Annotated in this window: 15 protein-coding genes; 6 read left to right on the top strand and 9 right to left on the bottom strand. The window is 60.6% G+C overall.

The genetic code is table 11. The features are described 5' to 3' along the window. The 3 genes from H928_RS0104780 to H928_RS0104770 all read left to right on the top strand — a co-directional run. A partial coding sequence (locus tag H928_RS0104780; protein ID WP_027010558.1) for an OB-fold nucleic acid binding domain-containing protein occupies nucleotides 1-451 on the top strand: 451 nt, incomplete at its 5' end. Nucleotides 452-600: 149 nt separating this feature from the next. Next, entirely contained in the window at nucleotides 601-963 is a 363-nt protein-coding gene (locus tag H928_RS31360; protein WP_148293047.1) for a hypothetical protein, read from the top strand. Nucleotides 964-1,067: 104 nt separating this feature from the next. Beyond that, nucleotides 1,068-2,291, top strand: a complete 1,224-nt coding sequence (locus H928_RS0104770; RefSeq protein ID WP_021025486.1) for a hypothetical protein — start codon at nucleotides 1,068-1,070, stop codon at nucleotides 2,289-2,291. 56 nt (nucleotides 2,292-2,347) lie between these two features. Here H928_RS0104770 and H928_RS0104765 read toward each other — a convergent pair whose 3' ends face one another. Then, on the bottom strand, nucleotides 2,348-3,082 hold the full coding sequence (locus H928_RS0104765; RefSeq protein ID WP_021025485.1) for an SDR family oxidoreductase: 735 nt from the start codon (nucleotides 3,080-3,082) through the stop codon (nucleotides 2,348-2,350). A gap of 104 nt (nucleotides 3,083-3,186) precedes the next feature. Here H928_RS0104765 and H928_RS26155 point away from each other — a divergent pair, with 104 nt between their 5' ends. Next, nucleotides 3,187-4,110: a LysR family transcriptional regulator gene (locus H928_RS26155; RefSeq protein ID WP_021025484.1), complete on the top strand. Its 924-nt coding sequence runs from the start codon at nucleotides 3,187-3,189 to the stop codon at nucleotides 4,108-4,110. Nucleotides 4,111-4,240: 130 nt separating this feature from the next. Here the strand turns inward: H928_RS26155 and H928_RS30610 are convergent, their stop codons facing one another. The 5 genes from H928_RS30610 to H928_RS0104735 all read right to left on the bottom strand — a co-directional run bounded on the left by H928_RS30610 (nucleotide 4,241) and on the right by H928_RS0104735 (nucleotide 11,106). Then, nucleotides 4,241-5,419 carry an MrcB family domain-containing protein gene (locus tag H928_RS30610; protein WP_148293046.1) on the bottom strand — a complete coding sequence of 393 codons (1,179 nt, stop codon included), beginning with the start codon at nucleotides 5,417-5,419 and terminating at the stop codon, nucleotides 4,241-4,243. Nucleotides 5,420-5,859: 440 nt separating this feature from the next. After that, the gene (locus tag H928_RS0104750; protein WP_021025482.1) at nucleotides 5,860-6,840 is read right to left on the bottom strand and encodes a tripartite tricarboxylate transporter substrate binding protein BugD; all 981 of its coding nucleotides are present in this window, start codon (nucleotides 6,838-6,840) and stop codon (nucleotides 5,860-5,862) included. 25 nt (nucleotides 6,841-6,865) lie between these two features. After that, nucleotides 6,866-8,266, bottom strand: coding sequence for a lyase family protein (locus H928_RS0104745; RefSeq protein ID WP_021025481.1), 1,401 nt, complete (start codon nucleotides 8,264-8,266; stop codon nucleotides 6,866-6,868). A 52-nt stretch (nucleotides 8,267-8,318) separates the two neighbouring features. Continuing rightward, the gene (locus tag H928_RS26150) at nucleotides 8,319-9,707 is read right to left on the bottom strand and encodes a cation:dicarboxylate symporter family transporter (protein WP_021025480.1); all 1,389 of its coding nucleotides are present in this window, start codon (nucleotides 9,705-9,707) and stop codon (nucleotides 8,319-8,321) included. Nucleotides 9,708-9,729: 22 nt separating this feature from the next. After that, entirely contained in the window at nucleotides 9,730-11,106 is a 1,377-nt protein-coding gene (locus H928_RS0104735) for an adenylosuccinate lyase family protein (protein WP_021025479.1), read from the bottom strand. A gap of 117 nt (nucleotides 11,107-11,223) precedes the next feature. On the opposite strand from H928_RS0104735, the gene H928_RS0104730 reads away from it, so the two are divergent. Next, nucleotides 11,224-11,970, top strand: a complete 747-nt coding sequence (locus H928_RS0104730; protein WP_021025478.1) for a GntR family transcriptional regulator — start codon at nucleotides 11,224-11,226, stop codon at nucleotides 11,968-11,970. A 101-nt stretch (nucleotides 11,971-12,071) separates the two neighbouring features. Here H928_RS0104730 and H928_RS0104725 read toward each other — a convergent pair whose 3' ends face one another. From H928_RS0104725 to H928_RS26145, 3 genes are all read right to left on the bottom strand, one after another. Further along, entirely contained in the window at nucleotides 12,072-13,391 is a 1,320-nt protein-coding gene (locus tag H928_RS0104725) for an Ig-like domain-containing protein (RefSeq protein WP_148293045.1), read from the bottom strand. A gap of 357 nt (nucleotides 13,392-13,748) precedes the next feature. Further along, nucleotides 13,749-14,447 carry a TonB-dependent siderophore receptor gene (locus H928_RS34025; RefSeq protein WP_373604905.1) on the bottom strand — a complete coding sequence of 233 codons (699 nt, stop codon included), beginning with the start codon at nucleotides 14,445-14,447 and terminating at the stop codon, nucleotides 13,749-13,751. Nucleotides 14,448-14,489: 42 nt separating this feature from the next. Beyond that, nucleotides 14,490-16,172 (bottom strand): TonB-dependent siderophore receptor, encoded by a 1,683-nt coding sequence (locus H928_RS26145; protein WP_373604904.1) that lies wholly within the window; start codon nucleotides 16,170-16,172, stop codon nucleotides 14,490-14,492. Nucleotides 16,173-16,590: 418 nt separating this feature from the next. Here H928_RS26145 and H928_RS0104715 point away from each other — a divergent pair, with 418 nt between their 5' ends. Then, nucleotides 16,591-16,956, top strand: coding sequence for a VOC family protein (locus tag H928_RS0104715; RefSeq protein WP_021025476.1), 366 nt, complete (start codon nucleotides 16,591-16,593; stop codon nucleotides 16,954-16,956). The last annotated feature ends 13 nt before the right edge of the window (nucleotides 16,957-16,969 follow it).

Raw genomic sequence — 16,969 nt, 5'->3', positions numbered from 1 at the left:
CGATGAGGACGAGCTGCAACTGCCCGCCGCCAGCGAGCAGGAAGACATCCACTGGGACTATGCCGCGCTGGGCCTGAGCCTGCGCCGCCACCCCATGGCCTTGCTGCGCGAACGCCTGCAGCGCCACCGCTTCCAAACCCAGGCCGAGCTGCGCGAAGCCCGCGACGGCAGCTGGGTGCGCGCCTGCGGCATCGTCACCCTGCGCCAGCAGCCCCCCACCGCCAAAGGCGTCGTCTTTATCACCTTGGAAGACGAAACCGGCAACCTGCAAGTCATCTGCTGGCCCCACCTGCGCAGCGCCCAGCGCGACGCCCTGCTGCACGCCCAGTTCCTGGCCGTGCAAGGCCGCTGGCAGCGCAGCGGCGAGGTGGGCAACCTGATCGCGCACCAGCTGCGGGATATGTCGGATTGGTATGACAGCCTGCGGATTCGGAGCCGGGATTTTCGGTGAGGGGGTGTGGATCGGTCGCATGAAACCCTGCTCGGACATCCAGACCTGAATGCGGTGACGGAAATGAGAACCCATGGCAGAACACAAGGGGTATGCTGCCAAAATCCCGCAAGTCTTCAGCTAGAACGCCTCCTATGGTGCTCTGCCAGATGCCTTACAGCAGCTTCAATCGCAACCAACCAACGGGCACTATTTTGAAAATTCAATGCCGCTGTGGCGCTCTTATTGTGGACAGCACAGACTGCTTAGCCCACAAAGCCCATTTAACGCCTGACCAGTGTCGGTTTGGCGTGTTGGATGCAATCGATGAGGAAGTCATCAACCCGCTTGCCAACGGCGCATTGAGCAAGGACGATGCATCTATGCGCGCCCGGAACATCATCGAGGCAGCCACACGAACGATGTGGCAGTGCCGGTCTTGCGGAAGCTTGTTCATCGACGCACAAGATGGCTCACTGCAATGCTTCACGCCCGAAAATGCAAACAACCGCAAAGACATTCTTGCTTCGTAAAAGAGCCTGTAGCATGCACGCGCACATCGCTACTGCACATGGTTATCGCCATTGATTCAGTCGCACAAGGCAGACGGCTGCCACTACAAGATCCGCAAACTCCTATGTTTTCCTTTCTCAGCAAATTCCTTCATCGCCCGGTCGATGAAGAGAAGTTCGGCAACATCGTCTTGAAGGAACTGAAGCGCGCTCGGCCCTCAGAGACTTTTACGTTGGATAGAGAGAAATTCCTGATTCAGTACGGCGGAGGCGGACGCATTTTCCTGCACAACGTTTATATCGATTACCGCCGCGCCGAGCCGAAATTGCGCAAGGCGCAAATAGATATCCTTGTTCAAGGTGTCATCGCGCCCAGCGTTCAGGACATGCGCTTTGAAGACGCCAAAGACCATCTCTTGCCAGTGCTGAGAAATCTCTCAAGCATCGATTTGCTGCGCATTGAAGGGGGCGACGTTAAGCCGATGTCAGAAGCCATGGAGTTTCGCCCTCTGACCGACGAGCTGGGCATCGGCGTGGCAATCGACACGGAACTGACTATCGTTCAGGTTGGCTCGGATGCCTTGACGCGTTGGGGTAAGACTTTTGACGAACTACTTCAGGTAGCGATCGACAACCTGCGCCACAAGACAGCACCGTCTTTCTATCAGCTCGGCCCTGGATTTTTTGCCTCCAACTACGGAGATCACCACGACGCTGCGCGAATGCTGATCCAGGAACTCATCTGGCAATTACCGGTGGGGGGCCGTCCTGTGGTGATGGTGCCCAACCGGACTTGTTTACTCGTCGGCAGTGCAGAAAATACGGAGGCATTGAGCATCCTGATTGACCAGGCGCGCGCGATCTTGCTGGAAAACTCCAGACCCTTGTCTGCCGAGATGCTGGAACTGGTTGATGGAAGCTGGAGGCCTTGGTGCCCGCCAGGGGCGCTGGGCCAGAAGTTGCGCAGGCTCCAACGTGAGCTTCTCGTAGGCGACTATGCGCAACAGAAGCAGGGACTGGACTCCATGCTTGAGAAAGCTGGACGCGATGTGTTTGTGGCGACACACAGCCTGGTAGAAAGAAAGGAAGACAGCCAGTTGATCAGCTACGCGGTTCTGGCTAAAGGTGTGTACACATGGTTGCCGAAAGCAGACCTGGTATGCCTGCTCGAAGGGGAAACTGCGGATGCGCTCTTCGTATCAATGGGCGACTTTCTAGCGTGTGCTGGCTCTGCTGCGAAACGGCTCCCCTACGTGCTCCCTTGGTACGAAGTTCAAGAGTTTCCAGACCCGCACTGTATGGCGCAATTGCGAGAGCGCGTTACCAGCATTGCAGAAGCCAAGGCCTGAAAAGCCCTGTGCCCCTCAAGCTAGCACTGTCACGCCCGCCCATCATCAGATTTTCATCAATGCGGGCTCGCCGTAGGCCGCATGATGATCTCGCTGGTATCCACATCCACCGGCTGCGAGATTGCAAAATGGATGGCCCGCGCGATCGCCGATGCGCTGATGGCCACCTTGCGAAACTCCTTCATCTCTTCGCGGCCAGCGGCATCCGTGATGGTCTCCGCCAACTCCGACTCCGTCACTCCAGGGCTGATCGTGGTCACGCGGATGTCGCTGCTTTCCTGCCGCAGCCCTTCCGAGATGGCCCATACCGCGTACTTGGTGGCGCAGTACACGGCGGCGGTCGGCGACACCGCATGCGCGCCGATGGAGGCAATGTTCACGACATGCCCAAAGCCCTGCTGGCGCATGGCGGGCAGCACCGCCGCAATGCCGTGCAGCACACCGCGAATGTTCACATCGATCATCCAGTCCCACTCCTCCACCCGCAATGCGGCAAGGGGTGACAACGGCATCACGCCAGCGTTGTTGATGATGGCATCGATGCGTCCATAGCGATTCAGCGCATGGTCGGCAAAGGCCTGCAGTTGCGCACGCTGGGTCACATCCAGCGCCAGCGCTTCGGCCACACCGCCTGCGTTCTGGATATCGGCCACGATCTGGCCCAGTTTGTCGACCCGGCGAGCGCCGAGCACAACGGTAGCACCGTGCGCAGCCAGCAGCTTGGCGGTGGCCTCACCGATACCGCTGCTGGCACCGGTGATCAAAATGACTTTGTCGAGCAAGTTTTTCATGGAGAACTTTCTGCACATGGCGTTGGAAAGTTCAAACTGTAGGCAGCGTGGCTTGATCAGAGAAGTGCACCAATGCTGCACAATTTGGTTAGACTTTCTAACCAATGAAAGACGAACTCCACCTGCTCCACTGCTTTTTGGCGGTGGCCAAAGCGCAAAACTTCCGTGCCGCCGCCGACCAGTTGGGCGTGACACGCTCTGCCGTCAGCCAGGCCATGCGCAAGCTGGAGGACCAACTGGGCATCGCCCTGGTCCACCGCACCACCCGCCATGTGCGCCTGACCGAGGCCGGCCAGACGCTGCACCAGCAAATCAGCGGCCCCTTGGCTGCTGTGCAGGTGGCACTCGAAGAAGTATCTGAAGAAGGCCCGGCGCGCGGGCTGTTGCGCGTGGCGGTCACTTCCATCGCCGAGCGCTTTCTGTCCGGTCCCTTGATCAGCGCCTTTGCCGCCGCCCACCCGCATGTCACCTTGGATGTCACCGTCACCGATGACGAATCCGACATCATTGCCGGCGGCTTCGATGCCGGTCTGCGCCTCGGTGAAGTCATCGAACAGGACATGATCGCCATCCCGCTGACGGGTCCGCAACGGCAGGGGGGCGTCGCCACCCCTGCCTACCTGTCCGCACAGGGAACGCCCCAGCACCCCAATGACCTGCTGGGCCACCGCTGCATCGGCTGGCGCGCCGAGCTGGAGCTCGCCCCCTACCGCTGGGAATTCCAGGAAAACGGGCGAGACTTCAGCCTCGCGGTCGCCCCCCGTGTCACCACCAATGACATGCTGCTGATGGTGCGCACCGCGCTGGCCGATGGCGGCATCACCATCGGCATGGAGGAGACCTTTGCGCCCTACCTGGAGCGCGGAGAGCTGGTCTCGGTGCTGGACAGCTACCTGCCCTACTTTCCCGGCTTTTACCTCTACTACCCCAACCGCAGAAACCAGCCGCGCAAGCTGCGGGCCTTGGTGGAGCATGTCAAAGGCTGGGGGCCGGTGGGCGGATCTTTGCCAGGGTCCATATCGGCTTGAGCAGCAAGAGCAACCAGCAAGCCTCGGAATTCTCAATGGCAGATGGGCACCCATCGATTGAATTTACAATTAAAGCAAGAGGCAAAACATATAAGCAACTCGAGAAACCTTTAATAGGTTACCGAATTACTTATGCATCCTCCTCTGCAAGCTCAGTTTTGTAATGCTGGAAAAGGTCTTTTTCAGTCATAGGAATACCTGATTTACGCAAACGATCTCTGCGCTCCTCAAACAATTTATTCAAAATTGGCTTTTTATCTGCAGGCATACCCAGGTGCAAAAGCTTGTGACATAGGGGGCACAGCCCCACAACATTAGCCGAAACGTCTAGCGAGTATTCAAATTCATCCTGCACCGATATAGGTATCAAATGGTGCGCTTCGATATATTGTCGTCTTTTTGCCTTAGAGGTAAACGTTCGATGGCCAGATTCAACTTCGCATTGAAAATTTGCGGCAGATAGAGCTGCTATTGCAACCGAAGGATCGCGTGAATAGCAGGTACGTGCCACACCGCTAACAGGCTGAGGTTTTTTCTTGGGCACATCTTGACGCAACGATGCTGATAGGTCTAGCTCCGCAATCCCTTGCACTGCGGCCTGATACTGCCGCTCGGTAATAGGCGCCAAAGACTCAAGACTAGAGCCAGCTACTTCAATGAGACGCTCATAATGATCGAGAAGGATCTCGAAGTCTGCAATTAAAGTCTCTTCACTAGGTAAGTTATCCACTTCATAGCGGAAACTTTCGATGGCTGCAGCTTCGTATGCCTTACCTATGCCACTTTTAGCTGCTAGATTGATGGGACCTATTGTTGCTCGCGGGTCAGGCTTAAAGCAAAGCACTGCTCGCTCAGCAAATTCACGTGCTTTTACTATCGCAAGCTTGCTGGAATATTTTTTGCCTAATTCTGTGACACCTTGATCAAGACTAAGAGTACATGACTTCATGTCCTGCGCAAACAATAAAACGATGTAATACCCATCCTGAGCGGTCAAAGTCACTGATTTCTTAAGGATAGCGACCCATGGAATACTTGCCATATTCCCTGCACCAATCGATGGCTGAACTATAAAATCGCCACCATCTTTAGTGTGATCAATTATTTTTTGAAAAAAATTGGGAAGTTTTTCAAAAATCGCCTGCTGATCAACGCTTCTTGTACGAATAGCAACTACACCTTTAAGACTTTCATGATAATTATCGAGAACATCTTTTAAAGCTTGCATTGAATTTAAATATATGCTTAAGTATTTATCATTAAAAATAGCCACTTCAATATTTTTATTGCAGGCATATTTTTCATTCAATTAATATCAACCGGCATCTCTTACCAGAAATAGACCACCTAAATAGATAGGCTTAAATTACTAGTGCTAATTTATCAAGTTACCAGCCAATCTCATTGTAACCAAAAGCATGGTACGAGTAAACAAAAGTATCCACTTGACGATGGGGCACAGCCGTCACTGTGGGACAGAGACCCACTGAAGAAGCGAAAACCGCAGCAATGGCTCAAGTGCAACGACAGCCTTGCCTCCGTAAACACTCAAGCTGTGCCTGCGGATTTACAGAATGCGATTGCACCGAGTAACAGCCAGGCAGCAACGACCCAGCTCATACCAGCTTTAGAGACTGACTCGATCTTCGCCTTACCTGCGGCATGCGCCGTAGTCCAGTAAAGGTATGCCCACATTTACCTCCACTGCACAGCAACGCCCGCCTGCTTTACGACCAAGCCCTCCCCCTCTCAATCCAACGCCATCTGCGTCTTGGCTGCCACCGCCTTCCAGCGTGCCACCTCCGCCTCGGTGTGCCGGCCCAGCGCCTGGCCGCTGTACTGCTCGGGTGGCAGCAGCTGGATGGCCTGGCTGACGAGCTTGTCGGTGTATTCCTTGTCGCCCATGACTTTCAGGTAGGCCGTCTGGAACTTGTCCAGCGCCTCCTGGGGGGTGCCTTTGGGCGCATAGATGCCGTACCAGGTGCTGGCTTCAAAGCCTGGCAAGGCGGTCTCGTCCAAGGTCGGCACATCCTTGAGCTGCGGCAAGCGCTGCCTGGAGGTGACGGCCAGAGGGCGCAGCTTGGCGTCCTTGAGCTGCGGCAGGGCGGTGTTGGTCTGGTCAAACAGGCCGCCGCCCTGGCCGCCGATGACATCGAGCAAAGCCGGGCCCGCGCCCTTGTAGGGCACCAGGGTGACCTTGATTCCGGCCGAGGTGGCGAACAAGGCGGCGATCAGATGGGAGCTGGAGCCGATGCCCGCATTGCTGATGTAGAGCTTGTCCGGGTGGGCCTTGCCCCATTCGACCAGGGCCTTGATGTCCTTGGCTGGGTGCTCCTTGCGCACCATCAGCACCAGGGGCGTGTCGGGAAAGCGGAACACCGGCGCGAAATCCTTCACCGGGTCGTAGCTGAGTTTTTTGTACAGCGCGGGCGCCGCGCCCATATAGCCCATGTGGCCGACCAGCATGGTGTAGCCATCGGGCTTGGCGCGCGCGGCCTTGGCCGACCCTACCGTGCCACCCGCGCCGGGCGCGTTGTCGATGATGATGGGCTGGCCCACCTCCCGCGCCACCCGCTCGGCCACGCTGCGGGCCAGCGCATCGGTGGGGCCACCGGCGGCAAACGGCACGATCCAGGTGATGGGTTTGGATGGGTAGCCCTGGGCCCCTGCCCCGGCTGCAGCGCTGATGAGGGCAAGCGCCGCCATACCGATCTTCAAAAACGATGTCATGTCTGTCTCCTTGTCGTTAGAAAAATCAGGGCGCTGGATGGGGCCGCGCCAAGGCCTTGGCATCCACATGCCGGTCGTAGTCCTCGCCGCTGAGCAGGCCCAGCGCCCGGGCCACCTCGCGCGGGGGCCGGCCGGTAGCCAGGCTCTCGCGCACGATGCGGGCCACCTGGTCGTAACCCAGCACGGGGTTGAGGGCGATCACCACCAGCAGCGAGCTGTCCACATTCGCAGCCAGGCGCTCTTCGTTCAAACGCAGGCCATCGACCAGGCGGGTCGCAAAAACACTTGCCGCATCGCTCAGCACCCGGATTGACTGCAGCAGGTTGTAGATGAGCACGGGCTTGGCCACATTCAGCTCAAACAGCCCGGAGGCATTGGCCATCGTGATGGTGCTGTGGTTGCCCATCACCTGCAGGCAGGCCTGCACCAGCGCTTCGGCAATGGTGGGGTTGCGCTTGCCAGGCATGATCGATGAGGTGAGGCCGTCATCAGGAATGTGCAGCTCGCCCAGGCCGCAGCGCGGGCCCGATCCCAGCAGGCGCAGGTCGTTGGCGATCTTGACCAGGGAGCTGGCCAGCGTGTTGAGCGCGCCAGACGCCTCGACCAGCGCATCGTGCACGGCCATGCCTTCAAACTTGCTGGGGTTGGGCACAAAGGCCAGCTCGGTCAGGCCCTGCAGCTCCTCGCAAAAGGCGGCATCAAAACCCGGCGGCGCATTGAGGCCGGTGCCCGCTGCCGTGCCGCCCTGGGGCAGCACCAGCAGGCGCGGCAGCATGCCCCGCACCCGCTCCATGCCCAGTGCCAGCTGCCGGGCATAGGCGTCAAAGGCCTGGTCCACCATCATCGGCACGGCATCCATCAGATGGGTGCGCGCGATCTTGACCACGCCCGCAAAGGCCTGCGCCCTGCCAGCCAGGCTGGCTTGCAGCACCGCCAGTGCTGGCAGCAGGCGCTCTTCCAGCTCCCGCACCGTGGCGATATGCATCACCGTCGGAAAGCTGTCATTCGATGACTGCGAGGCATTGACATGGTCGTTCGGGTGTACCGGCGCCTTGCTGCCGCGCGGCTCGCCCAGCAGCTCGTTGGCGCGGTTGGCGATGACCTCGTTGGCATTCATATTGGTCTGGGTGCCCGAGCCCGTCTGCCAGACCGTCAGCGGAAAATCCGCGGCATGCGCGCCGTCGCGCAGCAGCGCTGCCGCCTGCACGATGGCGTCGGCCAGCCGCGCATCCAGCACGCCGCAGCGCTGGTTGGCCTGGGCGGCGGCCATCTTCTGCAGGCCAAAGGCTTCGATGAGGCAATTGGGAAAGCGCTCGGTGCCGATGGTAAAAACGCCCAGCGCGCGCTGCGTCTGCGCGCCCCAGTAGCGCGCGGCAGGCACCTCCACCGGGCCAAAGGCGTCATGCTCGATACGGCTGTCGTTCATGCTGTGTCTCCAGGGGACATGCCAGCGGTGCATGCCCCGGGGTTCAGTGGGCTCAGCCTGCGCTGGGGCTGCGTTGCAGGGCGGGGCTGGCAGTGCTGTCGTGGGCATCGGCTGCCAGCAGGTTGCCATCGTCCATCGCCTCGTCGCCCGCCTGGGTTTGCGGGTAGCGTTCGGGGTACAGGTAGCGCTCGGCAGCCTGCGCATCGAAGGTGCCCGACCACTTGGCCACCACCACCGTCGCCACGCTGTTGCCCAGGGTGTTGCAGGTGGCAATCGCCATCGACAAAAAGCGGTACACGCCAAAGATCACGGCCAGGCCTTCCACAGGCAGAATGCCGGTGGAGGTGACGGTGGCGGCGAACACCACAAACGAGCCGCCCGAGACCGTGGCTGCGCCCTTGGAGGTGAGCAGCATCAGCAGCAGGATGCCGATCTGGTGGTCCAGGCTCAAGGGCACGCCGTAGGCATGGGAGATGAACATCACGCCCATGGCCATGAACAGCGAGGTGCCGTCCAGGTTAAAGGCATAGCCGGTGGGCAGCACCAGGCCCACGGTCTGCTTAGCGCAGCCCAGGCGCTCGAGCTTGACCAGCAGGCGCGGCAATGCGCTCTCGGACGAAGCCGTGCCCAGCACGATCAGGATCTCATCCTTGATGTAGCGCACAAAGCGCCACAGGCTAAAGCCCGCAATGCGCGCGACCAACCCCATCACCACCGCAATGAAGAGCGCCACCAGCACATAAAAGCCCAGCACGAACTGCGCCAGCGCCACCAGCACCGCCGTGCCGTTGCTGCCGACCGAGTAGGCCACCGCACCAAAGGTGCCGATGGGTGCCAGCTTCATCACCAGGTTGATAAAGGCAAACAGCACTTCGGAGATGCCATCGAGCGCGGCATTGATGGGCTGGCGGCGCGCATCAGGGATGGCCAGGATGCCAATGCCCACCATGACGGCCAGCACCACCACCTGCAGCAGCTCGCCCTTGGCAAAGGCGCCCACAAAGTTGTCCGGCACGATGTGCGCCATGAACTCCAAAAAGCCCTGGGGCGCTGCCGCCTTGGCCACCGGCGCAGCCGTGCTAGCCGTCACATGGGCCATGCCCTTGCCGATTTCGATCAGGTTGCCCGCGAGCAAGCCCACAACCAGCGCGATGGTGGACACGATCTCAAAATAGACAATCGCGCGCCAGCCCACGCGGCCCGCGCTTTTGACATCGCCGGCCGATGCGATGCCGTGCACGATGGTCAAAAACACCAGCGGTGCCACGCCGGCCTTGATCAGCGACAAAAACATGTCGCCCAGCAGCTTGAGCTTGGAGGCAAAGGCCGGGAACACAAAGCCCACGGCAATGCCCAGCACCAGCGATACCAGCACCTGCATGCCGAGCTTGCGGTACCAGGGCAGTTTGCGCACCGGTGCCAGAGTTGAGGTAGTCGTCATTGTTGTCTCCTCCACCGCAGCCTCAGGCCTGCACCTGCGCCGACAGGGCCAGCGCGCGGTCCACCATCTGTGGCGCCAGGCCCAGGTAGTTGGTCGGATCGGTCAGGCGGTCGATGGTGGCGCGGTCAAAGTGCGCGGTCACCTCGGGCAGCGCAGCCAGCGCATCGGCCAAGGTGCCGCCCTTGTCGTTCACAGTGCGGCAGGCGTCGTACACCACATCGTGGGCCTGCTGGCGGCCGATGTGCGGGGCCATGCCCATCATCACGGCCTCGGCCACAATGAGGCCCCGGCTGATGCCCAGGTTGTGCTTCATGCGGTCCTCATCGACGATGAGGCCGCCCAGCGCAAACTTGGCCTGGTGCAGCGCGCCCGAGCTCAGGATAAAGCTCTCGGGAATGGCAATCCACTCCGCATGCCAGGGGCCGGTGGCACGTTCAAAGTCCTGCACCATGGCATCCACCATCAGGCCGGCATGCTGGCGCACGGCTTTGGAGGCGGCCAGCATCAGCTCGCTGGAGATGGGGTTGCGCTTTTGCGGCATGGTGCTGCTGGCGCCACGGCCCTTGACGAAGGGCTCATACACCTCGGCGAACTCGGTCGAGGCCATGATCATGATGTCCAGCGCAATCTTGCCCAGCGAGCCGGTGATGAGCGCCAGCAGGTTGATGGTTTCGGCAAAGCCATCGCGGGCCACATGCCAGGTGGTGGCAGGCACGCCCAGGCCCAGCTCCTCGGCCAGCGCCTTCTGGATCGCAAAGCCCTGCTCGCCGACCGAGGCCAGGGTGCCAGCGGCGCCGGCAAACTCAACCACCGCCACACGCGGGCGCAGCTCGGCCAGGCGCTGCTGGTGGCGGTCAAACATGGCCAGCCAGATGGCGACCTTGTAGCCAAAGGTCACCGGCAGCGCCTGCTGCAGGTGGGTGCGGCCGGCCATCGGCGTGTCGCGGTGTTTCTTGGCCAGGTTGGCAAGAATGCCGCGCAGCTCGCGCACATCGGCATCGATGCTGTCGATCGCATCGCGCACCTGCAACGCCACGGCGCTGTCCATGATGTCCTGCGTGGTGGCGCCCCAATGCACATAGCGGCCGGCTTCGCCGCACATCGCCACCAGCTGGTGCACCAGCGGCAAGATGGGGTAGCCCACGATGTCCGTCTCATGGCGCATGTGGTCAAAGTCGATGCGCGCGAGCTGCGATTCGCGCGCAATCACCTCGGCGGCATCGGCGGGGATCACGCCCACCCGCGCCTCGGCCTTGGCCAGGGCCACCTCGACATCGATATAGCGCTGGATCAAGGCCTGGTCCGAGAAGATGTCGCGCATCTTCTGGGTGCCAAAGGCGTCACGGAACAGGATGGAGTCGACAACCGTGCTGGACTGAGGAAGGGAGGTGGCGCTCATGGTAGGTGCTGTAGTGCGTTAGAGTAGATGACATGCTATGTCCGGACTCATTATGTCCGGACATATGAACTATAAATATGTTCGGACATATGCATTACAGGGTATACCCTTGCCTCCATGAATGACGCCACCGCCCGCAAACTGAACTTCAGCGATATCGCCAACCACCTGACCGACGCCATCACCTCGGGGCATTTTGCGGTGGGGGCGCTGCTGCCCACCGAGCTGGAGCTGTGCGAGCACTACCACACGAGCCGCCACACCGTGCGTGCGGCGCTGACAGCGCTGCAGGAGCGGGGCCTGGTATCGCGCAAAAAGAACGTGGGCACGCGCGTGGAGGCCTCCAAGCCCAGGAACCCGTTCCGCCCCACCCTCGCCTCGGTGGATGACCTGGTGCAGTTTGGTGCCGAGCATTTGCGCCAGGTGCAGCGCATTGAAGAAACCATGGCCAGCGCCAGCCTGGCGCAGGAGCTGGAATGCCCGCCAGGCGCGCGCTGGCTGTGCATCTCCAGTCTGCGCCTGGAAGGCGACCGCAAGGCCCCGCCCATTGGCTGGACCGATGTCTATGTGGACCCGCAGTACCAGGACATTGGGGCGCTGGTGCGCGCCAGCCCGGGCGTGCTGATCAGCAGCCTGATCGAGGAGCGCTATGGCCGCCAGATTGCAGAGATCCGCCAGGACATCCAGGCCGTGCAGATCGATGACGCCGCGCTGGCCCAGGTGCTGGAAGTACCGCTGGGCGCGCCGGCGCTGAAGATTGTGCGGCGCTACCTGGACCTGGACGGCGAGCTGTTCGAGGCCAGCATCACCACCCACCCGGCCGAGCGCTTTCGGGTGTCGATGCGGCTGCAGCGGATGAAGTGAGCGCAGCGTTCGCAAGGGGGCCAGGGCCTCTTTGGGCCGTGCACCGCTCGATGCACCACTGCCCCCAGGCAACAAAAAACCCTCCGAAGAGGGTTTGGTCACTAGGCAGTGTGGCGCTTTCTGCTGAAGAACCCGGCCAGGCCCAGCGTCAGCATCGACAACAAGCCAATGCCCCAACCAGCCAGCCCGGGAACGGGCGTTGGCGCAGCCGGCTCAGGTGGCGTGACCTTGGCAGGGATGTGCAAGGTGACGGTGACAGGATCGGTCGTACAGGCAGGCGTAGGGGTCGACGTATCGCAGACCCTGTACTGGAAAGTCACATCGCCAAAGTACACACCATCGGGCGTGTAGAGAATCAGCTCGGGGTGGCTGGGATCGGGAATGCTCAGCGCGCCATACTGCGGAGCGCTCAACAACTGGACCGATGCCTTGTTGATGGCGCTGCCGCTGCCTTCCACATAGTCATTGGCGGTGACATCAGGAATCGCAAAGGCATCCGAGATATTGGGCAAGCTGTGCTCATCATCAACGCCCTTGACCACCTCGGCGGCTGGCACCTGCGAGGCAGTCACCAGAATATTGTCAAAGGCCGCATAGGACTGGTCAGTCTCCAGTTCCCAGACCACGCCCAGGCGCTGGGTTGAACTTGAACTATTGAAACCCATGTTTGCCATATCCAGGGCATAGTGCATCGCATGCCAGTCAAACGACAGGCCATCGGCCGAAGCGCTGGAGAAAGAGAACACCTCCGTGTGCACAGGGCTGGCAGGCACTGCATTGATATTCACCGAAGACTCCGCAGCGGCGTTGTCCACCAAGACAAAGCTGTCACCAGCTTCAAGCCGGTAGAAACGGAATTTGACGCTGTAGTCTTTGTCCGGTCTGTTGATCCACAGCTTGTTGTAGAAGTCGTTAGGGTTAGCCGGGTTGGCACCATCGAGCTGCACGGCAAGCCCAGACCAATCCATCGACAGATCCATGAACTGCTGGCCTTGTGTCGGAAAAACCAGGCCCACCGCCTCTCGGTGTTGATGGTCACCGGACTGACGAACAATGCCACCCGTGAATTGGTTCAAAGGCCGCGAATCATCGGCGTAGCCAGTGCCTTGCCAAACCGGCGAGTGGCTGGCATTGGCCGTAGGATTGTTGACCGCCTTGGTACACAGACGATCGGCTGTTTTGACTTGGACGAACGAAAAGCCGTTGGCCGGATCGCTGTAATTCTGGGAGAAGGTGCCGTAACTGCCACTCGCCGGGGTGCCACCGCCATCCTTGCAAATCTCTGCCGCGTACTGCGCTGCATTGGGCGTTTCAAAATCGTTCTGGTACACCGTGATCAGCCCCTGGGCAAAGAGGCTGGAGGTGGCCAGCAACATGGCCGAGGAAACAACGATGTTCCGGGCGTTCCGCTGACGAGTCATAACACTTCCTTGGCAATCATATTAGGCGCCATCAATACATTTGATCGCATCGATAAAGCAAAAGACGAAGTCTATTTAGCAAAGCATGACGAAACACGTGATGAAGGTCAAATAACGTGAATCGATGACCATTTCATCCGGTTTGTCGCGGTTTGTGGCGCAGACCACATACACCACCCAGTGTAAATGTATTTATATGTTTCCAGTTTGCGGTTCGATCGGTATCTAGTGGCCAGCCATTGATGTAGCGGCAGACTTCTGCCCTTCGCCAGCCTTGCGCAAGGCCACCTTTGCCCACAGAAAAATGCACCACCCGCCTTTGCAGACCGGTGGTGCATGCGTTAGCTACAGCGGCGCTCAGAACTTGTAGTTCAGGCTCACATTGACCGTGCGCGGCTCGCCCCAGGTGTAGGTGCTGTACCAGCTGAAGATGGTGTAGTACTTCTTGTCAAACAGGTTCTTCACGCTGAGCGAGGCGGACAGCTGCTTGTTGAAGTCGTAGCGGGCCATGGCATCCCAGACCCAGTAGTTCTGCACGGTGTGCACGGCATTGCCGCCGGTCGGCACATTGATGCTGCCCCAGGTCTTGTCCTGCCAGCGCGCGCCGCCACCCAGGGTCAAACCGCTCAGGCTGCCGGCCAGCTTGTAGCTGGTGTAAAGGTTGAACTGGTTGGAGGGCGTGAGGGTGGAGACACGCTCGCCATCCTTGCGCGCAATGCTGTGCGAGTAACCGGCCTGGATCTGCCAGGCGGGGGTGATCTGGCCAGACACCTCCGCCTCCCAGCCCCGGGTCTTGACGCCCTGGATTGCCCGGTAGGCCGGGTTGCCGCTGGGGGTGATGCCGCCGCTCTCCACGGCATAGTTGTCCTGCAGGGTCTGGAAAACGGCAGCGCTGGCATTGAGCCGGCCGCCAAAGAACGAGGCCTTGGCGCCGAGCTCATAGTTCTTGCCCTCGAGCGGATCCAGGGTGCGGCCCTGCTCGGTCTGGTAGGACTGCGGTTTGAAGATGCCGCTGTAGCTGGCGTAGACCGAGTAGTTCTGGTTCAGGTCATACACGGCGCCCAGGTAGGGCGTAAAGACATTCTTTTCCTTTTGCTCCTACACCCGGTTTCTGTAGTTGGACAGGCGCCCGCCCGTGATGAGCTTCAAGTCATCGCGCAGGTTCCAGCGGGCCGTGGTGTAGAGGCCGTTCTCATAGGTGCTCTCGTCATCACGGTAATCGGACGCGCTGTTCCAGACCGGGGCAGGCACCTTGCCATTCCACTGGTAGTAGTTGTCCACCACGCCGTCAAAGCCGCTGTTGTCGTTGTAGTAGCCATCGTTTTTCCAACGGCGCTTGGCCAGGCTGCCTCCCACCACCAGCTCATGGCTGCGCCCCAGCAGCGAGAAGGGGCCACTGGCGTACAGGTCGGCCGCATCGCTGGTGGTGCGGCCAATGTACTGGCCTCGCCACATGCTGACGCCGGCACCGGTCAGCGGGTCGGGGTTGCCACCGGCTGCAGCGCCCAGGTTGGCGTGGTAGCCGTTGATCTGGTGGTTGAGCTGCAGCTTGGTGACCCAGCCACTGTCAAAGTTGTGCTCCAAGGTGGCAAAGGTAGTGCGCGTGTACTGGTCCCAATGGCTCCAGTCGGCACCGTTGTTGAACGAGCGCGGCATGGCGTTGAAATGGCCGTTCGCATCGAGCAAGGGGATACCGCCCCAGGTCGATGCCGTGGGCTTGTTGTCCTGGCGGTCGGCGCCCACCGTCAGCAGCGTTTGGGGCGTCAGGTCCACCTCGACAATGCCGTAGAGCACGCCCGTCTTGCGCTCGTAGCGGTCGAGCTGCGAGTGCTTGTCCTGGTAGGTGGCAACGCCGCGCGCGCGGACGCTGCCGCTGTCGTTGAGCGCGCCGCTGACGTCCAGCTCCCCCCGGTAGTTCTGGTAGCTGCCGGCGCTGATGCTGGCATGGCCGCTGAATTCCTTGGTTGGCTTCTTGCGCACCAGGTTGATGGTGGCGCCCGGGTCGCCGCTGCCAGTCAGCAGCCCGGTGGCCCCCTTGAGCACTTCCACCCGGTCGTAGATCGCCATATCGGTCAGCGTATTGCCCGCGGAATAGGCCGAGTTGCGCGACATCGGAATGCCGTCGTACTGGAAGTTCTGGATCGCAAAGCCACGCGCGTAGTACTCGGTGCGCTCGCTGTCGTAGGTCACGATGCTCACGCCCGGCGTGTGGTTGATGACATCGTCAATCGAATGGAGCTGGAAGTCATCCATCACCTGGCGCGTCACCACGCTGACGGACTGCGGCGTCTCACGCGGCGTCAGCACCAGGCGGGTCGCCGTTGCCACAGCGCCAGGCGTGTAAGAGCCCGAGCCCTCGGTGATCTCGCCAAGCTGGTTGCTACGCACGGTCACTTCGGACAGCGTGACTTCCCCTCCCGCTGCAGATGGGGAGGCGGCCAAAGCTGCGGCAGCCGGAGCTGCGGCAGCCAATGCTGTGCCAGCGGGCACAGGCGCGGCTGCCTGCACCATCAACACGCCCCCTTCCACCCGGCCCTGCAGGCCCGATCCCTGTAGCAAGGCCTGCAAAGCCTGCGACACATCCTGCGCTCCTTGCAGCGCTGGCGCCTGGCGGCCCTGCGCTGCTTCGGGCGCTGCGCTAAAGCGCAGATTCGCCTGCCGGGCAAATTGCGCCAGCGCGCTAGCGAGCGGTTGCGCCGGAATATCGAAGCTGGCGGTTTGCGCCATCGTCGCCTGCAGGTGCAGGGCCAGGCCCAGGCAGACCGCCGCATGCGCCAGCACGTGCGGCGCGGCTTGAAAGTGAATGAAGACATGAAAGAGTGCTCTCGTCCGATGAAAAGCGATGACGGGACGAGACAGCGCTGCAAAGCGCGTGCGAAGCTTGGAGTGCAGGCTGCCAAAGCGCACAGCACACTGGGCGCTGCCACCGTCAGATGGATTCCTGCGTGGATGGCGTGGGCTGTACACCGCCTGAAATCCGCGAATGCCTGGCAGCGCTGGGGACAGCCGCTGGCCAAAGCGGCCCCCATGATACTTATTCAAATGCGAATCAGTCTCATACTCAATATTAATGAGTGGTGTTTCAGCAACAGTTTGGTGAAGCATCCAGAGCGGGGGTGCAGGTCTACCACCCAAGGGGTCACCGGCCTCCGTGCGCGCGCCGGCGCAGGCGCAGCCAGCACTGCCATAATGGCCCGCCATGACCATCGCGCTCACCACCCTGCTCATCTACGCCAAAGACATGCAACGCACGGCGCGCTTTTATGTCGAGCACTTTGGTTACGCCTCCGACTGCGCCGTGGTCGATGGCCTGATCGCCCTCCAGCCTCTGCATGGCGGCGCGGAGATCCTGGTCCACCAGGCCGCCAAGAGCCTGAAGTTTGGCTCCGCGGTGCTCAAGCTCTCCTTCAGCGTGGCCGATGTCGAACAGTTTGTGGCCAAGGCCGCCGCAAAGGGGCTGGATTTTGGCCCGGTGCACCAGGCCAATGGCTACGCCTTTGCCAACACCAAGGACCCGGACGGCAACGCGATCAGCGTGTCGAGCCGCCAATACCGGGCGGGATAGGCACCACGCAAGC

It is taken from the genome of Comamonas sp. B-9 (assembly GCF_000410635.1).
Classification (GTDB): Bacteria; Pseudomonadota; Gammaproteobacteria; order Burkholderiales; family Burkholderiaceae_C; genus Comamonas.
The sequence above is the reverse complement of the archived record's forward strand: the minus strand, read 5'-3'. Positions and strand labels throughout refer to the sequence as shown.